Raw genomic sequence first — 22,891 nt, 5'->3', positions numbered from 1 at the left:
CATCAGCGTTCAGTTCCCATGGAAATTTTTGGTGTTTCATTGCCGGCCATGCTGAGTCAGCTCCTCCTGGGGCTGGTCAATGGCTCGTTCTACGCGATCCTCAGTTTGGGGCTGGCCGTCATCTTCGGCCTGCTCAACGTGATCAACTTCGCGCACGGCGCACTGTTCATGCTGGGGGCGCTGATCACCTGGATGGCCATGAACTACTTTGGCATCAACTACTGGGTGATGCTGGTTGCCGCTCCGCTGATCGTGGGGGTGGTTGGCGTGATCATCGAGAAAACGATGCTGCGCTGGATCTACAAGCTCGACCACCTCTACGGCCTGCTGCTCACGCTGGGCCTGGCGATGATCATCGAGGGCGTGTTCCGCTCCATGTATGGCGTTTCCGGTCTCGGGTATGACACCCCCGAGCTGCTGGAGGGCGCCAGCAACCTCGGCTTCATGATCATGCCCAACTACCGCGCCTGGGTGGTGGTGGCCTCCATCGTGGTCTGCGTGGCCACCTGGTACGTGATCGAGAAGACCAAGCTGGGCGCCTACCTGCGCGCGGGCACCGAAAACCCGCGCCTGGTGGAAGCCTTCGGCGTCAACGTGCCGGTGATGATCACGCTCACCTACGCATTCGGCGCGGCGCTGGCGGCCTTTGCCGGCGTGCTGGCGGCGCCCGTGTACCAGGTCACGCCGCTGATGGGCCAGAACCTCATCATCGTCGTGTTCGCGGTGGTGGTGATCGGCGGCATGGGCTCCATCATGGGCTCCATCCTCACCGGCCTGGGCCTGGGCGTGATCGAGGGCTTCACCAAGGTGTTCTACCCCGAAGCCTCGTCCACCGTGGTGTTCGTCATCATGGCCATCGTTCTCCTCATTCGCCCCGCCGGCCTGTTCGGCAAAGAGAAGTGATTCCAGGGGCTGCACGCATGAACTCGAAACAACTCGCCCCCATTGGCTATGGCCTGCTCCTGCTGGGCCTGATCGCCGCACCCTTCCTGGGTGCCTACCCGGTCTTCGTGATGAAGCTGCTGTGCTTCGCACTGTTTGCCTCGGCCTTCAACCTGCTGCTGGGCTACACGGGCCTGCTGTCGTTCGGCCACGCCGCCTTCCTGGGCGGTGCGGCCTACGTGACGGGGCACTCCATCAAGGTCTGGGGCGCCACGCCCGAGATCGGGCTGCTGCTGGGCCTGCTGAGCGGCGCGCTGCTGGGCCTGGTGATGGGCTTCTTCGCCATTCGCCGCCAGGGCATCTACGCCACCATGATCACGATGGCGCTGGCGCAGATGCTGTTCTTCGCCGCGCTGCAGGCGCCCTTCACCGGCGGTGAGGACGGCCTGCAGGGCGTGCCGCGCGGCAAGCTGTTCGGCGTGCTCGACCTGTCCAGCGACCTGACCATGTACTACGTGTGCCTGATCGTGGTGGTGGTGGCCTTCCTGCTGATCGTGCGCACCATCCACTCGCCGTTCGGGCAGGTGCTCAAGGGCATCAAGGAAAACGAGCCGCGCGCCATCTCGCTGGGCTACGACACCAACCGCTTCAAGCTGCTGGCCTTCGTGATCTCGGCCGCCATTGCGGGCCTGGCCGGCGCGCTCAAGACCCTGGTGCTGGGCTTCGCCACGCTGTCCGACGTGCACTGGAGCGCCTCCGGCCACGTGGTTCTGATGACGCTGGTGGGCGGCCTGGGCACGCTGAGCGGCCCGCTGGTAGGCTCCGCCGTGGTGGTGCTGCTGGAGAACAAGATCGGCGAGCTGGGCACGCTGCTCGCGCAGCTCACGACCATTGATTGGTTCAACACCCTGGGCGAGTCGGTGACCATCGTCACGGGCCTGATCTTCGTGGTCTGCGTGCTGGCCTTCCGTCGCGGCATCATGGGAGAGATCATCGCCTGGCTGGAGCGCCGCCGCACAGGGGGCAGCGGCAGCCACTGACGCCCTCGTCACCGCATGCCGGCTGGGCCAAGCCCCAGGCCGGCGGCACCCTCGGCCATGCGCGGCAACCGCCCTGCATGGCCGCTTTGTTTTTGATAGCTGGCGACGCTTGTTGTGTCTAGGTTTTAGATACAAACCGGGTGGAAATGCCCAAAAGCAAAGCGCTGGCAGCTATCACATGCATAGCGACAGGCCGCGCCGTCAGCCCAGCCGCAGGCGCTGCGCATAGCCCGTCATTTCCAGATAGCCGCGCCCCACCTCGGGGCAGGCCGGTTCGCCCGCATCGCCCCGCGCCCGCGCTGCATGCAGCGTGCACAGCCCTTCCCAGTAGATCGCGCCGGTGGAGCTGCGGCTGTCCAGCTCCTGCGCGTCCAGCAGCGCACGCACGATGAAGCCGCCCGCGGGCGTGTCCACGCGCCACTGCACTGGGTAGCGCGCGCCGCTGGCCGGGCTGTGCCAGTGGCGCAGCGGGGAGAACACCACGGCCTCGGACGCGAACACCTGCGCGGCGTCCGCTCCTGCGGGCCGCCAGGAACCCCCGGTCCAGAGCGTGCTGCCGTCGGCGCGCCGCAGGCGGAACGCGGTGAGTGCGGCGCCGTCGTGCAGGTTCATGCCGATCCAGTCCCAGCCCACGGCCTCGGGGTGCATCAGCGCCTCGCTCCACTCATGGTCCATCCAGGCGCGGTTGGCGGGCGCGGCCAGTGGTTGCACCGGCATGCGCCGGCCCGCGAGGGTGATGGCGCCCGTCACGGCCAACTGGGGCTGGCTGTAGTAGTAGCTGGCCTGCGCCGCGTCGGGCCCTTTGCGCGACAGGCCTGCCTGGCCCTGCAGCAGCACGGGCTGGGTGCTGGCGCAGTCCAGCTCCAGCGCAAATCCTTCTGCCTGCGCGCGCACCTCGTAGCGGCTGCCGCCCGGCGCGCTGCTGGCATGGCGCGTGAGCGACCAGTCGCGCAGGCGCACCTGCGTGTCGCCCTCCAGCGCCTCGGCAATGCCGAAGCCCGCGCGGGCAATGCGCTGGTCGTGCAATTGGCGACGGCCTTGCACGTCGGTCAGCGCCGCGTGCGCAAACACGAGCTGGCGCGCGGCGAAGGCCGACTGCATGCCCTGCGTGGCCTCCACGCGCGTGCGAAAGAAGGTGATCTGAAAGCCCCACAGCCGCTCGTCGGCCTGCGCATGGCCGGTGATGTACCACCACTCGGTGCGCAGATCGGGGTGGCTGCCGTGGTCGCGCGGGAAGGCCAGCGTGCGCGGCGCCAGGGCCCATGCAGGAGAGCCCCAGCCGGTGGCACTCCAGCCCAGGGTGCTCTGGGCTGTGAGCACCAGCAGCGCGCGGCGCCCGACCATCAGGCCAGCAGCGCCTGCAGCCGCCCGTGCGCGGCCGCGCAGTCGCCCAGGCAGCGCTGCACCCAGGCGTCGTCGTGGTAGGTGGGCAGGTAGCGCTCGCCCGCGTCGCACAGCAGCGAGAGGATCGACCCCTGCTGCCCCTGCGTGCGCATCTCCTGCGCCAGCCGCAGCATGGCGACGAAGTTGGTGCCCGTGGATGGGCCGACGCGCCGCCCCAGCAGGGTGGACAGCGCGCGCATGGCGGCGACGGAGTCGTCGTCGGCCACTTCCTCCATGCGGTCCACCAGCGTGCGGATGAAGCTCGGCTCCACGCGCGGGCGGCCAATGCCTTCGATGCGCGAGCCCGGCGCGGTGAGCGTGGCATCGCCCGTGCGGTGGTAGGCGCTGAACACCGAACCCGCCGGGTCGGCCACGCACACCTGCGTGGCGTGGCGCTGGTAGCGCACGTAGCGGGCGATGGTGGCGCTGGTGCCGCCCGTGCCCGCACCCACCACGATCCAGCGCGGCACCGGGTGGCGCTCGCGCTGCATCTGGGTGAACATGCTCTCGGCGATGTTGTTGTTGCCGCGCCAGTCGGTGGCGCGCTCGGCGTAGGTGAACTGGTCCATGTAGTGGCCGCCCGTGTCGGCGGCGATGGCGCGCGCAGCGTCGTACACGTCGCCCGCACGCTCCACGAAGTGGCAGCGTCCGCCGTAGAACTCGATCAGCGCGATCTTCTCGGCGGAGGTGCTGCGCGGCATCACCGCCACGAAGGGCAGGCCCAGCAGCCGCGCGAAATACGCCTCGCTCACGGCGGTGGAGCCGCTCGATGCCTCCACGATGGTGGAACCCTCGCGCACCCAGCCATTGCATAGCGCATACAGGAACAGCGAGCGCGCCAACCGGTGCTTGAGGCTGCCCGTGGGATGGGTGGATTCGTCCTTCAAATACAGGTCGATGCCGGCGCTGGCGAACGCCGGCAGCGGCAGCGGGATCAGGTGGGTGTCGGCGCTGCGCTGGTAGTCGGCCTCGATGCGGGCGATGGCCTCGTGCAGCCAGCCGCTGCCGGCCGCCGGGGCGGAAAGAGAGGAGGGGGACAACATGGCCCGCATTGTCGGCGACTACCAGTCTTCCTTGACCGCCATCACCGCGTCCCGCCCCGCGGCCAGGCGGCCTGCCAGCCAGGCGGTCAGCGTGCCTACCGCCACCACGGCCAGGGCCAACGCGCCCAGGCGCGGCCAGGGAACGGCCAGGTCCATGGTCCAGTGAAAGCTCTGCGGGTTCACCACATGCACCAGCACCGCCGCCACGGCCAGGCCCAGCAACGTGCCGGCCACTGCGCCCACGGCCGTCCAGGCCGCGCCCTCGCCGGCGACCACCGCCAGGATCTGCCGCCGCGTGAGCCCCAGGTGGGCCAGCAGCCCGAACTCCTTGCGCCGCGCCAGTACCTGCGCGCTGAAGCTGGCCGCCACGCCGAACAGCCCGATGCCGATGGCCACCGCCTGCAGCCAGTAGGTGACGGCGAAGCTGCGGTCGAAGATCGCAAGCGACCGTGCGCGGATCGCATCGGCCGAGGTGAATTCCAGTGCATCCGCCGCCGAGGCGCCCAGACTCTCGCGGGCCTGCTCCAGCACCTCGCTGCGCAGCGCGCCGGCCTCGCGGCCCGGCGCGGGCCACAGCGCCAGGTCGCTGGCGCGCGCGTCACCCGTCAGGCGCGCGAAGTCCTGCAGGTCCAGCGCGATGGCGCCGTGCTGGCGCACATAGTCGCGCCACACACCAGCTACGAAAAATATAGCTGCTGACGCTTTTCCAGACTGCGCTGCAGGCCTGAAAACCTCTGAAAGCCGCGGCCAGTCCGCGCCTGGGCGGGCGCCGTACAGGTCCACCACCGCCTCGCTCACATACACGCCGACGCGCCCTGGCGGCACGGGGCGCGCAGGGTCCACCAGTGGCAGAGCGCGGGCCGGATCGCCCTCCAGCGGCCGGGCCAGCAGCGCGACGGGGGCGCGGTCGGGTGCCAGTTGCAGGCTGCTGGTGCGCAGCGCCTGCACGCGCGCCACGGCGGGCAGGCGCGCCACGGCATGGACGAAATCCGGGGGAAGCACCGCGGCCTCGTCGCCGCTGACGCCGCCGGCCGCGCGCAGGTACAGCGGCGCGGGCAGCACGCTGTCCAGCCACTGGCTGACCGAGCCGCGAAAGCTGCCCACCATCACCGTCAGCGCCACGGCCAGGCTCAGCGCCGCCACCACGCCGCCCACGGCCACGGCGGCGCTGGCGCGCATGCGGCGGGCGCGCTCCAGCGCCAGCAGGGCCAGGGCATGGCCCGCCGCCAGCGGCTGCAGCCGCGCCAGCAGCGCCTGCACCAGCCAGGGCAGCAGGGCAATGCCGCCGATCAGCAGCAGGCCTACCGCCACGTAGGCCGCCAGCGGTATGCCAAAAATGGGCGGAAGCTTTGCCAGTAAAGCGCTAGCAGCTATCAAAACAAGACCGATCCAGGCGCGCGCGCCGCGCCCGGCCTGCGCACCCAGGCCCTTGAGGGTCTGCGCCGGCGGCAACTGCTGCGCATGGCGCGCGGGCCACCAGCCGCCGATCAGTGCGGCCGCTACGCCCAGCAGGCCGTAGAGGAGCGCTGCAGGCGTACTCCACTGCAGCGCAGGCTGTGCACCGGTGAAGTAACCGCCGCCCAGGTCGCCACCCAGCAGGGTGAGCGCCAGCGCCGCCAGCGCCGTGCCCAGGGCGATGCCGGCCACGCTGCCGATGAGGCCCAGCGCGCAGGATTCCAGCAGCACCAGCGCCTGGCGCTCGCGCGGCGTGGTGCCCAGCACGGCCAGCAGCGCGAACTGCGGCGCACGCTGCGCCACGCTGAGCGCCAGCACCGAATACACCAGGAAGCCCCCGGTGAACAGCGCCACCAGCGCCAGCACCGTGAGGTTGACGCGGTACGCGCGCGAGAGGCTGTCCACCCGCTGCACATCGTCCTGCGGCGCGGCGAACTGCACGCCCGCCGGCCAGCCGGGCAGGGCGGCCAGCGCCTGCTGCACGCTGGCGGGCGTGCTGCCGGGGTGCAGCCGCAGGTCGATGCGGGTGAGCTGCCCCGTGCGGCCGAACAGATCCTGCGCCGCACCGATGTCCATCACCGCCAGGGGCGCGCCGCCCGCAGCCACCGTGCCCGCCACGCGCACGGGGTGCGTCGCCAGGCCTGCCTGCAGTGTGATGGCCGGGGTGTGCGCGTCGATGGCGCCCAGGCCCAGCGCCTGTTGCGCCGCAGGGTTGAGGAACACGCTGGCGGGCGCCAGCATGGCCAGGCGGTCGGCGCCGTCGTAGGCACGCGGCGCCAGGGCCGGCGCCATGGCGGGCAGCAGCAGCGCATCGGCGCCCAGCACGCGCAGCGCCACGGGTGTCTGGCCGCGGGTCGCGGACGCCCGTACCGGCACTTCCAGCCACGGGCTGGCCAGGCGCACCTGCGGCTGGCGGGCAACCTCGCCATAGAGCGATTCGGGCAGCGCGCCGCGTGTGGCGCGCAGTTCCAGGTCGGGCTGGCCGTTCACCGCGCGCACGGCCTGGGCGAATTCGTCCAGCGCCGACGCATTGATCACATGCACTGCGAACCCCAGCGCCACGCCCAGCATGACGGCGGCCACGGCGGCTGCGCTGCGCCAGGGGTGGTGGCGCAGCGCACGCCAGGAGAAGGTGCGCAGCAGGGCGGTCAGCATGCCGCGATTGTGCGGCCCGCGGCGCGTGGAGTTGCGCTGCATCAAATTCAAACGTGCGGGGGTTCTTGAACCGCGGCGCGACAGCGCCTATATAGCCTGAAGACGGCGGGGGATGACCTCGCCGGACGGATGGCCCGTGCGGGCCGCTTCACCTTGTTCTCGAAAGAAGGAGTTTCATCATGAATTCACTGGTCACCCGTGGCAGCTTGTTTGACGATTTCTTCAAGGACTTTGCGCCGGGCTTCTATGTCCGCCCGTTGCACGGCGATGGGCTGCCCACGCCGTCGCAGATCAAGATCGATGTGAAGGAGGATGACGCCGCCTACACCGTGCAGGCGGAAGTGCCGGGCGTACCCAAGGAAGACATCAATGTCTCCATCGACGGCAACGTGGTCAGCCTGCGTGCCGAAGTGCGCCAGCATGACGAGAAGAAGGAGGGCGAAAAGGTGCTGCGCAGCGAGCGCTACTATGGTGCCGTGGCTCGCAGCTTCCAATTGCCTGTGGATGTGGATGCGACCCAGGCCAAGGCCAAATACGACAACGGCGTGCTCACGCTCACCTTGCCCAAGAAGCAGGGCAACAAGACGCAGCGCCTGATGATCGACTAAGCAGTTCCTGCCGGGCGGATGCCCTGTGCCGTGAGGCGCAGCGCCCGGTTCGCCCGCGCCGCGGCGGCCTGCGAATGGGTCACCAGCACCAATGCGGCGCCGTGCTCGCGGGTCTGGGCGATGAGCAGATCCATGACCAGCGCCGCCGTGGTGGGGTCCAGGTTGCCCGTCGGCTCATCGGCCAGCAGCAGAGCGGGGCGGTGCACCAGCGCGCGGGCAATGGCCACGCGCTGCAGCTGCCCCCCGCTGAGTTGCTGCGGCAGCCGCTCGCCCAGGCCTTCCAGGCCCACGGCGGCCAGCATCTGCTGCACGCGCTGCGCATCTGGGCGGTTGAGCAACATCAGCGGCAGGCCCACGTTCTGCGCCACGTCCAGATGCGGCAACACATGGAAGGCCTGGAACACGAACCCCACGTGGGCGCGACGCCACAGGGCGCGCTGCGCGTCGTCCAACTGCCCCAGGTCCACGCCCTCGTGCAGCACCTGGCCGGCATCCCAGTGGTCCAGTCCCGCCAGGCAGTTGAGCAACGTGGACTTGCCCACGCCCGAGTCGCCAACGATGGCGACGAACTCTCCGCGCTGCACCTGCAGATCCACGCCTTCGAACACCGCCTGCCCGCCGTAGCGCTTGGCAAGGCCGCGCACCTGCAGCAGGGACGTGGGTTGGGGGCTCATGCGCTGCCACCCCACACGCGCGCGCGCACGGCCTGCACCAGTTGCGCAGTGGCGTCGGGCGCGTCGCAGGCGATCGAATGGCGCTGGGGCATGCTGCGCAGCCAGGTGATCTGGCGCTTGGCCAACTGGCGCGTGGCGGCAATGCCGCGCTCGGGCAGGCTGGCCATGGGATGCAGGCCGTCCAGCGATTCCCAGGCCTGGCGGTAGCCCACGCAGCGCATGCTGGGCAGCTCGGCGTGCAGGTCGCCGCGCGCACGCAGGCGCAGGACTTCGTCCAGAAAGCCGGCGGCCAGCATGGCGTGAAAGCGCTCGGCAATGCGCCCATGCAGCCAAGCGCGGTCGTGTGGTTCCAAGGAAAAAAGGCTTGCAGCGCTCATCGGGCGGTCGCTGGCTGCTACGGTTTTGGTCGTGTGAAAGCTCGACAGCGGCCGGCCCGAGACATGCCACACCTCCAGTGCGCGCTGGATGCGCTGGCTGTCGCCGGGTGCCAGGCGCGCGGCGGTCGGCGGGTCCACGCGCGCCAGTTCGGCATGCATGCCGCTCCAGCCGATGGCGGCGGCCTGGGCCTCCAGGCGCGCGCGCACGGCGGCGTCGGCGGGCGGCATGTCGTCGATGCCGTCAAACAGCGCCTTGAAGTACAGCATGGTGCCGCCCACCAGCAGCGGTAGCGCGCCGCGCGCGCGGATCTCGCCGATCAGGCGCGTGGCGTCCTGCACGAACTCGGCCGCGCTGTAGGCCTGCAGCGGGTCGCGGATGTCGATCAGGTGGTGCGGCACGCGCGCCTGCTCGGCGGGCGTGGGCTTGGCGGTGCCGATGTCCATGCCGCGGTACACCAGGGCCGAGTCCACGCTGATGATCTCCACCGGCAGGCGGGGCGCGAGCGCGTCGGCAATGGCAAACGCCGCCGCCGTCTTGCCCGAGGCCGTGGGCCCGGCCAGTGCGAGCGCGGGGATGTGGTCAGCGGGCATGGGCAACCTCCTGCGGGGCATGGCGCTGCACCAGCGTCCAGGCAATGGCGGCCAGCAGCAGCGACCACAGGGCCACGCCTTGCACCAGCGGCCACACGCTGCCGTCCAGCGCCCCGCCCAGCCACTGGCCGATGGCGAAGCCCGCCAGCATCATCATGAAACCATTGAGCGCCGAGGCCATGCCCGCCGCCTGCGGGAACGGTCCCACCGCGCCCGACTGCCCGCAGGGCTGGTGGATGCCGTGGCCCACCATGTAGAGGTAGAACGGCGGCAGCAGCGCGGCCACGCTGTGCCAGCCCAGCGCGGCGGCCAGCAACATCAGCAGGCCGCCGCTGGCCGACAGCGCGCCGGCGATGGCGACCGTGCGCTTGAGGCCCTGGCGCGCCAACAGCCGCCGGCACAGCAGCGTGCCCAGCAGGTACGCCACGGCCGTGGACAGCAGCGCCAGCCCGTACTGCGTGCGCGAAATGCCCAGCACGTCGAGATAGACAAAGGACGAAGCAGCCAGGAAGGTGAACAGCCCGCCATAGCTGGCCGTGGTGAGCAGCGAGAACGCCCAGAACGCGGGCGTGCGCAGTATCTGCGCCGCGGTGCCTGCCAGCATGGCGGGGCGCAGGGCGTGCGGGTTGCGCTGGTGCAGCGTCTCGGGCATGCGCATCGCCACCAGCGCCAGCGTGCCCATGGCGTAGCCGGTGAGCGCCAGCAGTGCCGCGCGCCAGTTGAACCATTCGGTCAGCAGCCCGCCCAGCGGCGCGCACAGGCAGGCCACGAACCCCAAGCCGGTCAGCGCCTTGGACATGGCGCGTGCGCCCGCCAGCGGCGTGTACAGGTCGCGCACGATGGCGCGCGCGCACATCACCACGGCGCCCATGGCGACGCCCTGGGCCGTGCGCCAGGCAATGAGCACCGCCATGGACGGCGCCAGCGCCGCGCCCACCGCCGCCAGCGTGTACATCGCCAGCCCGGCGAGCAGCACCGGCCGGCGGCCGAATCGGTCGGACAGCGGCCCCCATGCCAGTTGCGAGCAGCCAAAGGCCAGCAGCAGCGCGGACAGCGTGAGTTGGCCTGCGGCCACGGGTGCGTTCAGGCTGCGCGTGAGCGCGGGCAGGGCGGGCAGGTACAGATCGGTGGTGACGGGCTGGATGCTCAGCAGCAGGGCCAGCACCAGGATGGCCAGGCCGGGAGGCACAGGCACGGGTACCGGAGGCGCCTGCTGCGGGCCGATGGCGGCGGACGGGACGGACATGATGCGCGCGAGGGTAGCAGAGTCGATGGCGCGGCAGACCCAAGGCCCCGCACCCCCGCCGGGGCTTGGATCGGTGCGCAGGGCAGGCCCAACGCATTTGGATGAAAATGGCCTGTACCGCCCTATGGACAAGCGCGAGCAGCTATGAAAAACATAGTCCACTGCGCGCATTCAGCTTCGAGCAACGCCGTGACCTCCACCACCCGCATTCCCTTGCTTATCCTCAACGGCATGACGCCGCAGCACCTGGACCAGATCGGCCAGCGTTTTGACGTCTGCTATGCCCCCACGCCCGACGCGCGCGCCCAGGCCATCGCACAGCAGGGCGCGCGCTTCAGGGCGGTGCTGACCATCGGCGCCGTCGGTCTCACGGCGCAGGAGATCGCCGCCATGCCCGCGCTGGAGCTGGTGTGTGCCCTCGGCGCGGGCTACGAGAACGTGGCGCTGGACGCCGCCCGCGCGCGCGGCATTGCGTTGGCCAACGGCGCGGGCACCAACGACGACTGCGTGGCCGACCATGCGTTCGGGCTGCTGATTGCCATCGTGCGCGGCATGCGCACCCTGGACCAGCAGTGCCGCGCCGGCGTGTGGCGCGACGCGATCGGCCTGCCGCCCAATGTCTCGCGCAAGCGGCTGGGCATCTTCGGGCTGGGCACCATCGGCCACAAGATCGCGCGCCGCGCCGCAGGCTTTGACATGGAGATCGGCTACCACAACCGCAGCCCGCGCGCGGAGGTGCCGCACCGCTACTTCCCCAGCCTGCAGGAGCTGGCCGCCTGGTGCGACGTGCTGGTGTGCGCCACGCCGGGCGGGGCGTCCACGCGCCACCGCGTCAATGCCGAGGTGCTGCAGGCGCTGGGCCCGCAGGGCTACCTGGTGAACATCGCGCGGGGCAGCGTGGTGGACACGCAGGCCCTGGCGGCTGCGCTGCGCGAGCGCCGCATTGCCGGCGCGGGGCTGGATGTGTACGAGAGCGAGCCCGCGCCGCCGCAGGAGCTGGTGGGCCTGGACAACGTGCTGCTCACCCCGCACGTGGCCGGTTGGTCGCCCGAGGCCGTGCAGGCCAGCGTGGACCGCTTCCTGGCCAACGCCGAGGGCCACTTTGCGGGCCGCGGCGTGGTCTCGCCGATCTGACCGCGGACTACAGCGCCGCGCGCAGGCGCTCGGCATAACCGGCCAGCACGGCGGCTGGCGGCTCCTGGCGTGGCCAGGTGAAGGTGATGCCGTCGTCCTCGTGGCGCGGCACCACGTGCAGGTGCACATGCGCCACGGTCTGCCCGCCCAGCGCGCCATTGGCCTGCAGCAGCGTGAGCCCGGGCGGGTCGAAGGCGGTGCGCACCGCCAGCGCGACGCGGCGCGCGGTCTGCATCAGCGCCGCGGCCTCTTCGGGGGTCGTGTCGAGCAAGGTGGCCGCATGCCGTTTGGTAGCGACGAGGACATGGCCCGGCGTGACCTGGCCGATGTCCATGAAGGCGATCGTGAGCGCGTCCTCATAGACCTTGGCACTGGGGATCTCGCCGGCCACCAGCCGGCAGAAGATGCATTGGCCGGGCGGCGAGGTGTCAACGAACATGGGCACGGGCGGTCTCTCCTGTAGGTTGGAATATCCAGGTTGGCCGCGGATGGGGATGCGGCGACCCTGTCGCGCTGGAGTGTAAGGACCTAGGGCCTGTTCACACTATTTTTGCCAGATGCGTTGCGATCAAAAAGGGCCAGGCGCAAGGCGCCAAACGAAGCTGGGGTGCTACCCCAGCGAGGCTTGGCAACGCCGCGAATGGCCCTTTTTGATCGCAACCCGGAGGGAACGGAGTGAAAACCGCGCCATTCGTCGTTGCCCTCCTAGCCAAGGCCCCGGCCTTGGCGTCGTCACGCGCCTAGATTGGCGCGGTTTTCACGCCATTCGCACTGGCAAAAATAGTGTGAACAGGCCCTAGTGCACGCCGGCCCGGGCCCGCGGCGCGGCGCGCGCCGCATCGATGGTCGTCAAGGGCGATTGCAGTCAGACCAGCCCGCCTGGGCCGGCGTCGCGCCAGGCGATGCCCGCGTGCGACTGCTTGGCATCGCGCTTGGCCAGCGCCGCGAGGTTGGCCACCTCTTCGGCATGCTCCATGCTGCCCGGCGACACGCGCACCGCGCCGATCGACAGCGTGGTGCAGCGAAAGAAACGGTTCACGCCATGCCGGTCCTCGGCCCAGATGCCGCCTTCCTGGCGCGCAGATTCATCGAACAGGGCGATGGCCTCGCGCGCGAACGAGTCCACGATGCGCTGGCAGCGCGCCAGCCAGTCGCTGCTCTGGAACAGCAGCATGAAGTCGTCACCGCCCACATGGCCCACGAAGTCGGCCCGCGGGTCGCAGTGCGTCAGCGCCAGCCGCGCCACCAGGCGGATCATCTGGTCGCCGCGCCAATAGCCGTAGTGGTCGTTGAAGGGCTTGAAGTGGTTCAGGTCGGCGTAGCAGGCGACGAAGGCCGCGCGGTGGTCCAGCAGGCGCTGCATGTGCAGGCTGATGGGGATGTTGCCGGGCAGGAAGGTGAGGGGGTTGGCGTGGCGCGCGGCCTCGATGCGCGCTTCGGTCACGCCGCGCACCAGTTGCTCGCCGGTGCCCAGGCCCGCGTAGCGCCCGTTGTCGGTGACGATGAAACCGTCGTTGAGGTAGCGCTGGTCCTGCGAGGTGAGGATGCCCACCAGATGCTCCACGTCGCAGTCCATCTCCACCACGCGCGGCGACGTACTGGCGAACGCCATGCAGGGCTTGCGGCCGTGCACCTCGCGAAAGTACAGCGTGGCGTAGTGGTTCATGAACTCTTGGCGGTTGATGAGCGCCACGGGGCGTTCGCCCTCCAGCACCGCAATGGCGTGCAGATCGCCATGCGTGCGAAACAGCTCGGCCACCGCGTCGTTGCTGGTGCAGGGCGTGACGGTGGGCGCCTGCGCCATGAGCAGGTTGCGCAGGATGCCCGGGCGCATGGGCTGGCCGCCGTGCGGCAGCACGGCCACGCGGCGGTCCCGCAGCACGGCCAGCGCGGGCGGCTCGATCGCCAGGCGAGCGGTATGCGCGGGCCGGCCCAGCAGGTAGCCCTGGCCGTAGGAAATATCGAGGTCGCGCAGCGCGCGCAGCTCGTCGCTGGTCTCGATGCCTTCGGCCACCAGCGTGGTGCCGAACACTTCGGCAATGCCGCGGATCGCCTGCAGCATCTGCAGCTTCTCGGGGTGCTGGCCGATGTCGCGCGTGAAGTACTTGTCGATCTTCACGAAGTCGGGGCGCACCTCCGACCACAGGCGCAGGCTGGAATGGCCGTCGCCGAAGTCGTCCAGCGCCAGGCGCATGCCACTGGCGTGCACCTGGCGCAGTGCGTCGCGCAGCGGCACCAGGTCGTGCACGCGCTCGTGCTCGGTGATCTCCAGCACCACCATGTGCGGGGACACGCCCAGCCGGCGCACCACGTGGGCCAGAGGCTCCGCGCCGCACAGCCCGACGCCCCAGACCAGCGCGTCGGCGCTGATGTTCACGAACAGCCGGCCCGGCGTGGCCTGCTGGCCCCATTGGGTGAGTGCCTGCGCGACGCACAGCAGTTCGAAGTCGTGCAGCAGGTCTTCGGCGCGTGCCTGGGCCAGCAAGGCGTCGGGCGACTGCAGCGGCGAGTTTTCCGGGCCGCGGATCAGCGCCTCGTGTGAATAGATGTTCCCCTCGCGCAGGTCGGCCAGGGGCTGGAATACGCAGTGCAGCCCACCCGCGCGCAGCAGCCGCGCCAGCGGCCCTTCGCCCCGCCGCACCCTGGGTGACAGCGAAGGCAGCAGTGCGCGCAGAGACAGCCGCGGAGCATCAGGCATCGGTAGCAATTGGTAACTGTTAAAAGGGGAGCGTAGGCCTTCCGGGTGACAGGCCCGTGACGCGCATGCGCCTGGCAAGGGCGATGGCTGGTATTGAATTAATAGCTGCTGGCGCTTTGTCCGTAAGCGTCAGGGCTACTTTTCATTGGTATTTGCAGGCGAAAAAAAGCACGCGGCGCCATGCGCCGCGTGCCGTGCAGTGGCCGACAGGGCCGGCTTCGTCAGAACCGGTGGCGGATGCCCACGCCGAAGCTGTTGCCCGTGGACTGGTTGGTGATCTTGTCGTTCATGTACATCGCGTACACGTCCGTGCGCTTGGACAGGTTGTAGTCATAGCCCAGCGTGAAGGTCTTGCGGTCCAGGTCCGAGTCCGTCAGCTCGGTCTTGACCCAGGAAGCCAACAGGCTGCCGCCGCCCAGCGGGGCCGATGCGCCGACCTGCATCGTCTTGGCCTTGCCGGGGCTGTTGTCGGCCTTGGTCTGGCCGTAGCTCAGGTACGGCTTCACGACGTTGAAATCGTAGGCCGCGGCCAGCATCCAGTCCTTCTTGGTCGTGCCCAGGTAGGTGCCCTGGCCGGGGTTGCTGATCTGGTCGCGCTCGTATTAGCCAGTCAGCGTCAGCGGGCCGCCGAAGTAGAAGAAATTAGCGCCGACGTTCTTCTTGCCGTTATCGCCCGGCAGTTCGCCGAACTGGTACTGCAGGTTGGCCTTGAAGCCGCCGATGTCGGGCGTGCTGTAGGCGATCTGGTTGCTCCAGCCTGTGTCGGACGGGGTGGTGGCCTGCCAGCCGGAGGCGTTGAACAGCGGCACGTTCTTGTGCAGGATCAGCGGCGAGAACGTGAACGAGTCGCCCAGCGGGTTGCCCACCACGGACGGCAGGAAGTTGGGTGCCATCCAGCGGCCCAGCAGCACGGAGCCAAAACTGCCCGACAGGCTCACGTTGGCGTCGCGCGAGAAAAACGTATCGCCCGGAAAGCGGCCCTGCGTGCCGGCATCCACCTGGATGAACGAGGTGAGCTGGAAGTTGGCCTTCAAGCCGCCGCCCAGGTCTTCGGAGCCGGTGAAGCCGAACCACGAGGTAGTCATGCCACCGCTATTGACCACCGAGCGGCGGTCGGCGTCGCCGGCCATCTTCATGGAGCCGACGTAGACGTCGGTCAGACCCGAAAGCGTGACGGAGGTTTGGGCGTGCGCCGTGGCCGCGCACAGCGTGGCGGCGGCAATAGCGATCAAATGGCGGTACATGGGTTCTCCTCTGTAGGGCGAGGATGCGCGGCTGGCGCAGGGGTTGTTATGACGGTTTCGTGTCAGGCAGCGATTGTGGTCAAGCAAACATCATGCCGCCAGCCTTTTTCGTGTTTTTGCAACACTGCGAACGCAAGTTGTTGCGCCCGGACCCGCCGGAACGGCGCGTGAGGCGGCCCGGCACGCCGGCGGTTGCACGTTCACTTTTGATTTCGCTCAAAGCAGGACGGGCGGTGCGCCGGCACAGTGGCGGTCATGTTCCCCCTACCGTCCTCCGACCAGTCCGCACAGATCGAGGTGGCCACCGCGGGCGAGGTGCTGCGTGAGCGCCACCAACAACCTGCGTCCGTGCTCTACCTTGACAGTGGCCGCGTGCTGCTGGGCGTGCGCGAGGACGGCGTGATGCGCCACCAGCTTGGCGTGGTCGAAGGGCCGTTCTGGCTCGACGCCGCCACCGCGCTGCTGGAGCAGCCCTGCGCCGTTGACATGGTGGCGGACACCCGCGTGCAGTTGCGCCGGCTGCCGCTGGAGGACTTCAAGCGCACCTTTGATGAGTTGCCCGTGGGCGCACAGGCGCTGCTGCGCGACATGGCCACCGGTTACTGCCAACAGACGGAACTGGCCGTGAGCCGCCTGGCCCAGGACGCAGAAGCCCGCTGCGCCCAGTGGCTGCTGCGCCATGCGCAAAACAGCGAAGACGGCGGCTTGCGCGTCACGCTGCACCAGCGCAAGCGCCTGATTGCGGCGCAGTTGGGCATTGCGCCCGAGACGCTCTCGCGTGTGCTGCGCCATCTGCGCGAGCACGGCCTGATCGTTGGCACGGGCAACGTGCTGAGCCTGCCGCAGCCCCGCGCGCTGCAGCTGGTGGCCGGCGCCTGAGCACACGCTGGGCACTCCGCCCGATGGGGCCGCTGCGGCGGCCCTTTTGCATCCAGTTGTTACCACCCTCTACCTGAAGGCCTGAGGCGTCAGGGTTTTTCCCGCGCCGTCACAGGGTTCCACCCAGTCTGGAGCCGAGGGTGCCTGCGTATATTGGTTCGAGCCTCTGGTGAGGCAGTCCCCCTACGACCATGGTCCGCGCCTTCCTCGATCCTCTCGTTTCAGGCGCTTCGAACGCGGAGCGCCCATGACACCGCCCGAGCATGTTGCCGCGTGGGAAGACGTGGCGCCCGAGCGGGAGCCTGAAGGCTTCGCATGGCTGCCCGGTCCGCTGGTGGGCAAGCTGCTGGCGGTGGCGGCGCTGGCCATCGTGCTCTCCGCAATGCTCACCGTGTGGGTGCTGTCGCGCGCCGCGGGCCAGGAGGTCATGCAGCGCCTGGTCAGCCAGCAGAACGACGAGGTGGAACTGGTGGCGCGGTTGCTGGCCAGCAAGATCGAGCAGAGCCAGAAGGTGCTTGCCACCGTGGCCGAGGGCATCACCCCCGAGCTGTTGGAGTCCCCCGCGTCGCTGGAATGGCTGCTGCAGCAGGGCCTGCCGGCCGTGCGCTTCTTCGACGCCATCCAGGTTGCGCGCAAGGACGGCAACCTCGCCATCAACCTGCGCTATGGCAAGCTGGAAAAGGCTTCGGGTCTGGACCCGGGCGAGCGCGATTACCTCGTGCGCACGCTGCTGGACGGCAAGCCGCTGGTGTCGGGCCTCATCGGCGCCACGCCGGCCGAGGCGCGTGTGATGTTCACCATGCCGCTGCTGCGGGGGGAGGGGCGCGTCATCGGGGCCGTGGCGGGTGTGCTGCGGCTGCAATCGCAGGGACTGCTGCCGCATTCCCTGGCGCTGCCTGCCCGCAGCGACTCGCAGCTGGTGGTGTTCACGCGCGATGGGGTGATCCTGGCGCACCCCAATATGGAGCGCGTGCTGGGCCAGGTGGCCGATGAGCCCGGCCTGGGCGAGGCCTATGCGCGCTGGCGCCGTGCGGACGATGCGCCGCTGGCCGGCCGCGCGCAAACCACCGTGCAGGCGGACCACGTGGTGAGCTTGGCCAGCGTGCCCATGCCGCAATGGGTGGTGGCCCGGGTGAGCGCTTCGCAGGCCGTGCTGGCGCCAATGCAGGGTGTCCAGCGCCGGGCCTGGGCGCTCGCGGCCGCGGCCACGGCGCTGGTGGCCCTGTTGGCGCTGGGCGCCATGCTGTGGATCGCGCGCCCGCTGATCCTGCTACGCCAGCGTGCCCGAGCGCTGATGGACGCAGAGGCCGCTGGTGCGCCGGCGAGCGGGTCCGCCGGGCATGACGGCCCATGGCCGCACAGCCCTGGCGAGGTGGACGATGTGGTGCGCGTCTGCACCCGGCTGCTGGAACACCGGCGGCTGCAACAGCGCGGGTCGGAAGCGTCGGCGCGCCAGCTGCGTGCGGTGCTGGCGCACGTGCCGCTGGGCATCGTCGTCAGCCGCGACGAGCAGGTGGAGGTCGTGAGCCAGCAGGCCGGCCGCATGCTGGGCTATGCGCCGGCGCAGCTCCAGGGGCGCCGGCTGACGGATCTGCTGGCTTCGCCGCCCGGCGCAGTGGATGTGGCCCAGCAGGTGCGTGCGCGGTTTGCGGCCCACGGCAGCTTCGATGGCGAACTGCCGCTGCTGCGCAAGGACGGCAGCACGCTGTGGGTGCGCGCGCAGGGGCAACTGGTGGAGCCCGGCGTGCCGGCCAGCGGCCTGGTGTGGACGCTGGAGGACTTCACTGCGGAGCGTGCAGCGCGCCAGCAGCAGTCCTGGGAGCGCGCCCACGACCCCTTGACCCAACTGCTCAACCGCACGGAGTTTGAGTTGCGCCTGCAGATGCTGCTGGACGCGCGTGCTGCGCGGGGCCCGCGGGGTGTGCCGGAGGAAGACGGCGGGGTGCTGCTGTTCATGGACCTGGACCATTTCACCGTGGTCAACGACGTTGCCGGCCATGATGCGGGCGATGACGTACTGCGCCATCTGGCACGTCTGCTCGAATCGGAAGTGCGGCACAACGGCTGGGCTGCGCGCGTGGGCGGCGACGAGTTCGCCATCGTACTGCCGGGCAGCTCCTTGGCGCGCGGGCAGGCCGTAGCCGAGCAGTTGCGTGCCGCCGTGCAGGCGTGGGAGCCCGCATATGGCGGGCGCAGCTTCACCCTGGGCCTGAGCGTGGGGCTGGTCCCGCTGGCGCCTGGTGCGCACGGTGTGGCGGCGCTGCTCTACGCCGCCGACATGGCCTGCTACCAGGCCAAGCGCGCCGGGCGCAACCGCATCGCCGTAGGCAGCGTGCAGGTACCGGCCTGAACGGCTCGGCTGGCATGGCCTCACACGGCGGCGGGTTACTCCAGCCGGCCTATCGCGCGCAGCACGTTTTCTGCCGTGGCGGGCGCGGTCAGTTGCACGGGCGTGCGCGCATCGGCGCCGCCGTCCCCCCGGGCCGCAGCGACTGCATTGCGCAGTGCTTCGTACACGCTGATGGCCAGCATGAACGGGGGCTCGCCCACGGCCTTGCTGCCGCCCACGTTGTCCTCGCGGTTGGGCTGGTGCCACAGCTGCACGCGCAGGTGCTCGGGCACGTCGCCCGTGGCGGGGATCTTGTAGGTGCTGGGGGCGTGCGTGGCCAGGCGCCCTTCGTCGTTCCACACCAACTGCTCGGTGGTAAGCCACCCCATGCCCTGCACGAAACCGCCCTCGATCTGGCCGAGGTCGATGGCCGGGTTGATGCTGTGGCCCACGTCGTGCAGGATGTCCACGGCCAGCACGCGGCTCTCGCCGGTGTGGGTGTCGATGGCCACCTCGGTGCAGGCGGCGCCATAGGCGAAGTAGTAGAAGGGCCGGCCGGTGAGCGTGGTCTTGTCGTAGTGGATCTTGGGCGTGCGGTAAAAGCCGTCGCTCCACAGCTGGATGCGGTTGGCGTAGGCCTCCTTCACCACGTCCTCCCAGCGCCGCGTGCGCTTGGGGGATATGACCTGTCCACCCGCGAAGCGGATGGCGCCCGCGCCGCAGCCGTCCAGCCCGCAGACGAACGCCGCCAGGTTGTCGCGCACATGGCGCGCCGCGAACTGCGCGGCGCGGCCGTTCAGGTCGGTGCCGCTGCTGGCAGCGGTGGCGCTGGCGTTGGGCACCTTGGCAGTGTCGCTGGCGGTGACCAGCACGCGGGAGAGGGGCACGCCCAGCTCATCGGCCACGATCTGCGCCACCTTGGTGTGCAGGCCCTGGCCCATCTCGGTGCCACCGTGGTTCACCTGCACGCTGCCGTCGGTGTACACGTGCACCAGCGCTCCAGCTTGGTTGAACAGCGTGGCCGTGAAGCTGATGCCGAACTTCACCGGCGTCAGGCCCAAGCCGCGCTTGAGCACGGGGTTCGCGGCATTCCATGCCGAAACGGCCTCCTGCCTTTGCCTGTAGAGCGCGGACTGCTCCAATTGCGGTAGCAAATCGTGCAGGATGTTGTCCTCCACGGTCATCTGGTAGTGGGTCACGTTGCGCTCATGCAGCCCGTAGAGGTTGGCCATGCGCACGTCCAGCGCGTCCCGGCCCAGGGCGCGGGCGATGTCGCCCAGAATGGTTTCGATGGCGATCACCCCCTGCGGCCCGCCAAAGCCGCGGAACGCGGTATGGCTTTGGGTGTGCGTCTTGCAGCGGTACGAGGCGATCTCCACATGTTCCAGGAAGTACGCGTTGTCGCAGTGGAACACCGCGCGGTCGGCCACGGGGCCCGACAGGTCGGCGCTGAAGCCGCAGTTGGCGGCCATCATCAGTTTGAGGCCGGTGATGCGCCCGGCGTCGTCAAAGCCCACGTCCCATTCGTAGGCGAAGGGGTGGCGCTTGCCGGTGACCATGAAGTCGTCGTCGCGGTCCAGGCGCAGCTTGACGGGCCGGCCGAACTTGTGCGCCGCCAGCGCCGCCCACACGGCCAGGTGGCCGGCCTGCGTTTCCTTGCCGCCAAAGCCGCCGCCCATGCGCCGGCACTCCACGCGCACCGCGTGGCTGTCGATGCCCAGCGCATGCGCCACCCAGTGCTGCACCTCGCCGGGGTGCTGGGTGCTGGAGTGGATCAGCCACTGTCCCTGTTCCTGCGGCAGGGCATAGGCGATCTGACCCTCCAGATAGAAATGCTCCTGCCCGCCGACTTCCAGACGCCCCTGCAGGCGGTGCGGCGCCTGCGCCAGCGCCTGGGCCGCGTCGCCCCGGCGCACGTGCACGGGCGGTAGAACATAGCTCTCGGCGGCCAAGGCGTCCTGTACGGTGAGGATGGCGGGCAGGGCGGTGATGCTCAGCTTCACCTGCCGCGCCGCGCGCCGCGCCTGCATCACCGAATCGGCCACCACCAGGCCGATCACCTGGCCGATGTGTTGCACCGTAGCCTGCGCGAACACCGGCTCATCATGGGCGAACGCTGCCAGTACCGGATCGCCCGGAATGTCCTGTGCCAGCACCACGCCGTGCACGCCCGCGAGCTGCAGCGCGGCTTGCGTGTCCACGCTTTCCAGCCGCCCGTGCGCCACGGTGCTGAGGATGGGGGCGGCGTAGAACGTGCCCTTTACCTCGGGCAGGTCGTCGATGTAGTGGGCGCTGCCCGCCACCTGTGCGCGTGCGCTCTCGTGCGCGTGGGGCTGGCCCATGGCGGGCTGGCCCATGGCGGGCTGGCCCATCGCGGGTTGGGTCATGGCCGGTGGGTTGCCAGCGGCCGCGCGGCCAGCGGTCGTGCGCGCAGTGGGAGCGTGGTCGTCATCGCGCTTCATGGCGTGGCCTCCAGCGTCAAAGGTTGCAGGCGTTCCAGCGCTGGTGTCTCCGCACCGTCGCGGGTCTCGCGCCAAAAGCGGCGCACCAGCGCGCCCAGTACCTCGCGGCGGTAGGTGCCGCTGGCGCGCATGTCGCTGATGGGGTTGAATTCGGCCTGCAGCACGGCGGCGGCGCGCTCCGCCGTTGCGACGGTCCAGGGCTGGCCGGTGAGCGCAGCCTCGGTCTGGCGGGCGCGCGCCGGGGTGGCGGCCACGCCGCCCGCGCCGATGCGCGCCTGGGTGATGGTCTGCCCTTCGATGCGCAGCTGGATGGCCAGGCACACGGCAGAGATGTCGTCGTCGAAGCGTTTGGAGACTTTGTACGCCGCCAGCCGCTGGTCCGCCAGCCGCTGGTCCGGCGTGGGCAGAGGTAGGTGGATGAAGGTGAGCAGCTCGTCTGCCGCCAACTGGTTCTGCCGGTAGCCGGTGTAGAAATCCTCCAACGGCATGCGCCGGCTGACGCGCGTGCTGGCCAGCTCCACCTGCGCCCCCAGCGCGATCAGCAGCGGCATCGAGTCGCCAATGGGCGAGCCGTTGGCCACGTTGCCCCCCAGCGTGCCGCTGTTGCGCACCGGCAGGCCCGCAAAGCGTGCGGCAAAGTGGTGCAGTTGCGGCCAGCGGGCCTGCAGCGCAGAGAAGGCATCGGTGAGCGATACGGCAGCGCCCAGCGTGAGCAGGCCGTCGTGCTCGACCACGCCGGTCAGTTCCGCGGCGCGCGTTACGTCCAGCAGGCGCGGGAAGCGGCGGTGCTGCTTGGTGATCCACAGGCCCAGGTCGGTGGCGCCGGCCACCAGTTGCGCGTCGGGGTGGGCGGCGCGCGCGGCCAGCAGATCAGGGAGCGTGGCGGGCGAGATATAAGAGAAATCGGCCTCTAGCGCTTGCGGGGTAAGCGCGAGTAGCTCCAATTGTTGTAGCAATGCGGTTTCATCCACCTGCACGCGCGGCAGTTGCTGCATCTGCTGTGCGGCATCCAGGATGGGGCGGTAGCCCGTGCAGCGGCACAGGTTGCCCGACAGCGCCTCGGCCGCCTGTGTGCGCGTGATGCCCCGGCCCTGGCAGACCTCGTTCTGGTACAGGCCGAACAGGCTCATGGCAAAACCCGGCGTGCAAAACCCGCACTGCGAGCCGTGGCATTGGACCAGCGCCTCCTGCACGGGGTGCAGTGCGCTGCCCTTTGGGTCGGACGCGGGCCGGATCAGCGGGTCGTGCGTCAGGTCCTCCACCGTCCACAGCGCCATGCCGTCGATGGAATGGGCCAGGCGGATGCAGCTGTTGACGGCCTGGTAGTGCATGCGGCCCTGGCGCGCCTCGCCCAGCACCACGGTGCAGGCGCCGCAGTCGCCTTCGCCGCAGCCCTCCTTGGTGCCGGTGGCGCCCAGGTCCTCGCGCAGAATCTCCAGCAGGGTGCGGTCGGGCGCGATGCCGTGCAACTGCACGGTCCGGCCGCGGCGGACGAAGCGTATGGGGCGGGGCATTGTCATGTACCCAAGGGTATGTCGCAGGCGCCGGCTTGACCATAGGGCGGTACACATAACCCCGCCGGCGTGGTTGGTGGCCGACGGTTTGCTATAAAAAAAGTAGCTGCTTGCGCCCGGTGGGTCGGCGCCGCATGCTGTTTTGATTCCAGGCAGCCGTCCAAAAAACTAGGAGAC

Annotated in this window: 16 protein-coding genes and 1 pseudogene; 6 read left to right on the top strand and 11 right to left on the bottom strand. The window is 69.6% G+C overall.

Going from position 1 to position 22,891, the window contains the following annotated elements:
* Positions 1-18: 18 nt before the first annotated feature.
* Together K2L43_RS13265 and K2L43_RS13260 are read left to right on the top strand one after the other, a co-directional pair.
* A complete protein-coding gene (locus K2L43_RS13265) occupies positions 19-903 on the top strand; it encodes a branched-chain amino acid ABC transporter permease (protein WP_047351055.1) in 885 nt (294 codons plus the stop codon).
* A 17-nt stretch (positions 904-920) separates the two neighbouring features.
* Positions 921-1,922: a branched-chain amino acid ABC transporter permease gene (locus K2L43_RS13260; RefSeq protein ID WP_220637739.1), complete on the top strand. Its 1,002-nt coding sequence runs from the start codon at positions 921-923 to the stop codon at positions 1,920-1,922.
* A gap of 201 nt (positions 1,923-2,123) precedes the next feature.
* On the opposite strand, the gene K2L43_RS13255 is transcribed toward K2L43_RS13260, so the two are convergent.
* Genes K2L43_RS13255 through K2L43_RS13245 form a run of 3 tightly spaced genes read right to left on the bottom strand, consistent with a single transcriptional unit; the run spans position 2,124 to position 7,000 of the window.
* Positions 2,124-3,266, bottom strand: a complete 1,143-nt coding sequence (locus K2L43_RS13255) for a carotenoid 1,2-hydratase (RefSeq protein WP_220637738.1) — start codon at positions 3,264-3,266, stop codon at positions 2,124-2,126.
* Positions 3,266-4,357, bottom strand: coding sequence for a PLP-dependent cysteine synthase family protein (locus tag K2L43_RS13250; protein ID WP_220637737.1), 1,092 nt, complete (start codon positions 4,355-4,357; stop codon positions 3,266-3,268). Before K2L43_RS13250 ends, K2L43_RS13255 begins: the two co-directional genes overlap by 1 nt.
* A gap of 9 nt (positions 4,358-4,366) precedes the next feature.
* Positions 4,367-7,000: an ABC transporter permease gene (locus K2L43_RS13245; RefSeq protein WP_220637736.1), complete on the bottom strand. Its 2,634-nt coding sequence runs from the start codon at positions 6,998-7,000 to the stop codon at positions 4,367-4,369.
* Positions 7,001-7,137: 137 nt separating this feature from the next.
* Between K2L43_RS13245 and K2L43_RS13240 the strand changes: the two genes are divergently transcribed.
* Positions 7,138-7,566 carry an Hsp20/alpha crystallin family protein gene (locus K2L43_RS13240; protein ID WP_047351059.1) on the top strand — a complete coding sequence of 143 codons (429 nt, stop codon included), beginning with the start codon at positions 7,138-7,140 and terminating at the stop codon, positions 7,564-7,566.
* On the opposite strand, the gene K2L43_RS13235 is transcribed toward K2L43_RS13240, so the two are convergent.
* Genes K2L43_RS13235 through K2L43_RS13225 form a run of 3 tightly spaced genes read right to left on the bottom strand, consistent with a single transcriptional unit; the run spans position 7,563 to position 10,454 of the window.
* Entirely contained in the window at positions 7,563-8,240 is a 678-nt protein-coding gene (locus tag K2L43_RS13235; RefSeq protein WP_220637735.1) for an ABC transporter ATP-binding protein, read from the bottom strand. The two genes, K2L43_RS13240 and K2L43_RS13235, sit on opposite strands and share 4 nt — an antisense overlap.
* Positions 8,237-9,208 (bottom strand): tRNA (adenosine(37)-N6)-dimethylallyltransferase MiaA, encoded by a 972-nt coding sequence (gene miaA / locus K2L43_RS13230; protein WP_220637734.1) that lies wholly within the window; start codon positions 9,206-9,208, stop codon positions 8,237-8,239. Before miaA ends, K2L43_RS13235 begins: the two co-directional genes overlap by 4 nt.
* A complete protein-coding gene (locus tag K2L43_RS13225; RefSeq protein ID WP_220637733.1) occupies positions 9,198-10,454 on the bottom strand; it encodes a multidrug effflux MFS transporter in 1,257 nt (418 codons plus the stop codon). Before K2L43_RS13225 ends, miaA begins: the two co-directional genes overlap by 11 nt.
* A 144-nt stretch (positions 10,455-10,598) precedes the next feature.
* Between K2L43_RS13225 and K2L43_RS13220 the strand changes: the two genes are divergently transcribed.
* Positions 10,599-11,588, top strand: coding sequence for a 2-hydroxyacid dehydrogenase (locus K2L43_RS13220; protein WP_196995245.1), 990 nt, complete (start codon positions 10,599-10,601; stop codon positions 11,586-11,588).
* Positions 11,589-11,595: 7 nt separating this feature from the next.
* Here K2L43_RS13220 and K2L43_RS13215 read toward each other — a convergent pair whose 3' ends face one another.
* The 3 genes and pseudogenes from K2L43_RS13215 to K2L43_RS13205 form a co-directional block, all read right to left on the bottom strand.
* Entirely contained in the window at positions 11,596-12,033 is a 438-nt protein-coding gene (locus K2L43_RS13215) for an HIT family protein (protein ID WP_015913835.1), read from the bottom strand.
* 420 nt (positions 12,034-12,453) lie between these two features.
* The gene (locus K2L43_RS13210; protein ID WP_220637732.1) at positions 12,454-14,286 is read right to left on the bottom strand and encodes a phosphodiesterase; all 1,833 of its coding nucleotides are present in this window, start codon (positions 14,284-14,286) and stop codon (positions 12,454-12,456) included.
* 221 nt (positions 14,287-14,507) lie between these two features.
* Positions 14,508-15,530 (bottom strand): annotated as a pseudogene (locus K2L43_RS13205) (porin).
* A gap of 255 nt (positions 15,531-15,785) precedes the next feature.
* Here K2L43_RS13205 and K2L43_RS13200 point away from each other — a divergent pair.
* Both K2L43_RS13200 and K2L43_RS13195 read left to right on the top strand, forming a co-directional pair.
* Entirely contained in the window at positions 15,786-16,409 is a 624-nt protein-coding gene (locus K2L43_RS13200) for a Crp/Fnr family transcriptional regulator (RefSeq protein ID WP_135148883.1), read from the top strand.
* A 247-nt stretch (positions 16,410-16,656) separates the two neighbouring features.
* A complete protein-coding gene (locus tag K2L43_RS13195; RefSeq protein WP_220637731.1) occupies positions 16,657-18,759 on the top strand; it encodes a diguanylate cyclase in 2,103 nt (700 codons plus the stop codon).
* Positions 18,760-18,794: 35 nt separating this feature from the next.
* On the opposite strand, the gene xdhB is transcribed toward K2L43_RS13195, so the two are convergent.
* Together xdhB and xdhA are read right to left on the bottom strand one after the other, a co-directional pair.
* Entirely contained in the window at positions 18,795-21,200 is a 2,406-nt protein-coding gene (gene xdhB, locus K2L43_RS13190; protein WP_220637730.1) for a xanthine dehydrogenase molybdopterin binding subunit, read from the bottom strand.
* On the bottom strand, positions 21,197-22,720 hold the full coding sequence (gene xdhA / locus K2L43_RS13185) for a xanthine dehydrogenase small subunit (RefSeq protein ID WP_220637729.1): 1,524 nt from the start codon (positions 22,718-22,720) through the stop codon (positions 21,197-21,199). The genes xdhB and xdhA overlap by 4 nt, the downstream gene beginning before the upstream one ends.
* Positions 22,721-22,891: the final 171 nt, after the last annotated feature.

Source organism: Diaphorobacter sp. MNS-0, assembly GCF_019602835.1.
Classification (GTDB): Bacteria; Pseudomonadota; Gammaproteobacteria; order Burkholderiales; family Burkholderiaceae_C; genus Diaphorobacter; species Diaphorobacter nitroreducens.
Note: the sequence above shows the minus strand (reverse complement) of the source record. Positions and strands in the feature narration are given on the sequence as shown.